Annotated in this window: 5 protein-coding genes; all 5 read right to left on the reverse strand. The window is 51.4% G+C overall.

Features of this window, described 5'->3' with window-relative positions; translation table 11 throughout:
• A partial coding sequence (locus NXS07_RS17270) for a phage virion morphogenesis family protein (RefSeq protein WP_308686634.1) occupies positions 1 to 155 on the reverse strand: 155 nt, incomplete at its 3' end.
• Positions 152 to 607, reverse strand: coding sequence for a phage tail protein (locus tag NXS07_RS17275; protein ID WP_258087237.1), 456 nt, complete (start codon positions 605 to 607; stop codon positions 152 to 154). The genes NXS07_RS17270 and NXS07_RS17275, both read right to left, overlap by 4 nt.
• Positions 608 to 610: 3 nt before the next feature.
• Positions 611 to 1,072, reverse strand: a complete 462-nt coding sequence (locus tag NXS07_RS17280; RefSeq protein ID WP_258087238.1) for a lysis protein — start codon at positions 1,070 to 1,072, stop codon at positions 611 to 613.
• Positions 1,069 to 1,464 (reverse strand): structural protein, encoded by a 396-nt coding sequence (locus tag NXS07_RS17285; protein ID WP_258087239.1) that lies wholly within the window; start codon positions 1,462 to 1,464, stop codon positions 1,069 to 1,071. The genes NXS07_RS17280 and NXS07_RS17285 overlap by 4 nt, the downstream gene beginning before the upstream one ends.
• On the reverse strand, positions 1,457 to 1,630 hold a 174-nt coding region (locus NXS07_RS17290), incomplete at its 5' end, for a phage holin, lambda family (protein WP_258087248.1). The genes NXS07_RS17290 and NXS07_RS17285, both read right to left, overlap by 8 nt.

Consider the following 1,630-nt stretch of genomic DNA (forward strand, 5'->3'; position numbering starts at 1 on the left):
TCGGTGTTTTTCTGGCTGCGGATGCGCTTTTGCTGATCAGTACGGATGACAGTTGCCAATTGGCGCGCCAATCGACTGCGATAACCGGGCGATGTCGTGGATAGCAGGCGCTGTAACGCATTTTCCAACGAAAACATCAAGCTGCTTTGACTCATACGGCCCCCTCATGACCGAGCAACACATCCCAGATAGCCAGTGACCGTGAATCCGGCGGCGGCTCATCAATATGGGTCGGGGTGAGTTTTCCATTCACCCGATCCACAATCACGCGCTCGGAGGTGGGCAGCGTGAAAAGAATGTCAGCGGTATCATTGCTGAGTAAGTCCACTTCAAAGCAAAACCCCTCGCGGCGGCGGTCAGGATTAAACAGTAAATCAGGCTGATGCAACCGTGCCCATGCCAGTATGGGAATACTGAGATTGTCGAGCGGGTGCGGGTAATCCAGCGCCAGCACTTCCAACTGATACTGGTAAAGAAAGGAGGCTGAACCTGACCCCGTGGCAATCAAATTTCCTTTGGTGATAAAGACTTCCAGCCGATCCGGATTCTGGTTAAAGAATGGCTCATGTTCAACAATCATTTCTCGCAGTAAATTGGGCTTTAACATAGCTCACCTCAATGGGCATTCGGTATTGGCCCAATCCCTCAATCCTAGGAACTGGCTTTCGAGGGTTTCGAGTTCTCCGAGGAGACGTACATAATCCTGTTCAGCGTCTTTCGCCAGTCTGGCGGGTCTTGAACCATCCACACCGGCGGGGGAAGCGGTTTCGGCCTTGGGGCATTCGGCTTTGACGTACACGCGCCGAGTGTCAGTGCGGAGATCATCACTAAGCCGGTCAATCTGAGATTTCGCATTCGTCAGCTCCTGTAAGCGTTTTGCAGCCTGTTCAGCAAGATGCATGATCCGCGCTTGCTGGTTGGTGTTGATGGCTTCTTGCTCGGATAAGGATTTGCTGAGTGAACTATTTTCCCCAGTAAGCCGTCCGTTTTCTTCATACACGACATAGACAGAATGCCAGGTCTTTACAACCAGCAGGACACCGGCAATCACCGCAATCGCTTTCCACTTCATAGCAACTCAAACGCCTTTTTAAACACGGCATCGGCATACGGTTGTTGGCCGTTCTCCATCCGTATCATGGCAGTCACTAATGCTGTTATGGTGGGTTGATGCTTGACATCAATCACCGCATCACGGGCAATGCCTGTCATGTCGCTGACATTAGCAATATAACGTTCAGTGTCATTCTCATTCGGGGGCGCCCAGCGGGAGATAAACCGGCGAATGGTGTTATCGCCATATTTGTGCAGATAGGTGTGCAAGATTTTCAGCATTGCCCGGATACCCCATTCCGGCGCAGTAAACTGGCAAAAATCATCGTCCGTCTGGCGCGCGCGCAATCCCTGCCATTTATCCCCGTGGCGAATATTGCCCGGATTGTTATTCCGAATGCCTCTACTCATGTGGTTTATCTCCCAAGCGTTTATTGATGGCACGAATAGCAAACTCACGTATTTTTTCAACGCCAATAAAACCAATGACACCCCCGATTGCCGGCGCAAAACTACCGGGAATGCCAAACATCTCTAAGCCACTGGACACGCTCCATGACAAGGCACCACAGAGCAG

This window comes from Xenorhabdus bovienii, from assembly GCF_024721015.1.
Classification (GTDB): Bacteria; Pseudomonadota; Gammaproteobacteria; order Enterobacterales; family Enterobacteriaceae; genus Xenorhabdus; species Xenorhabdus bovienii.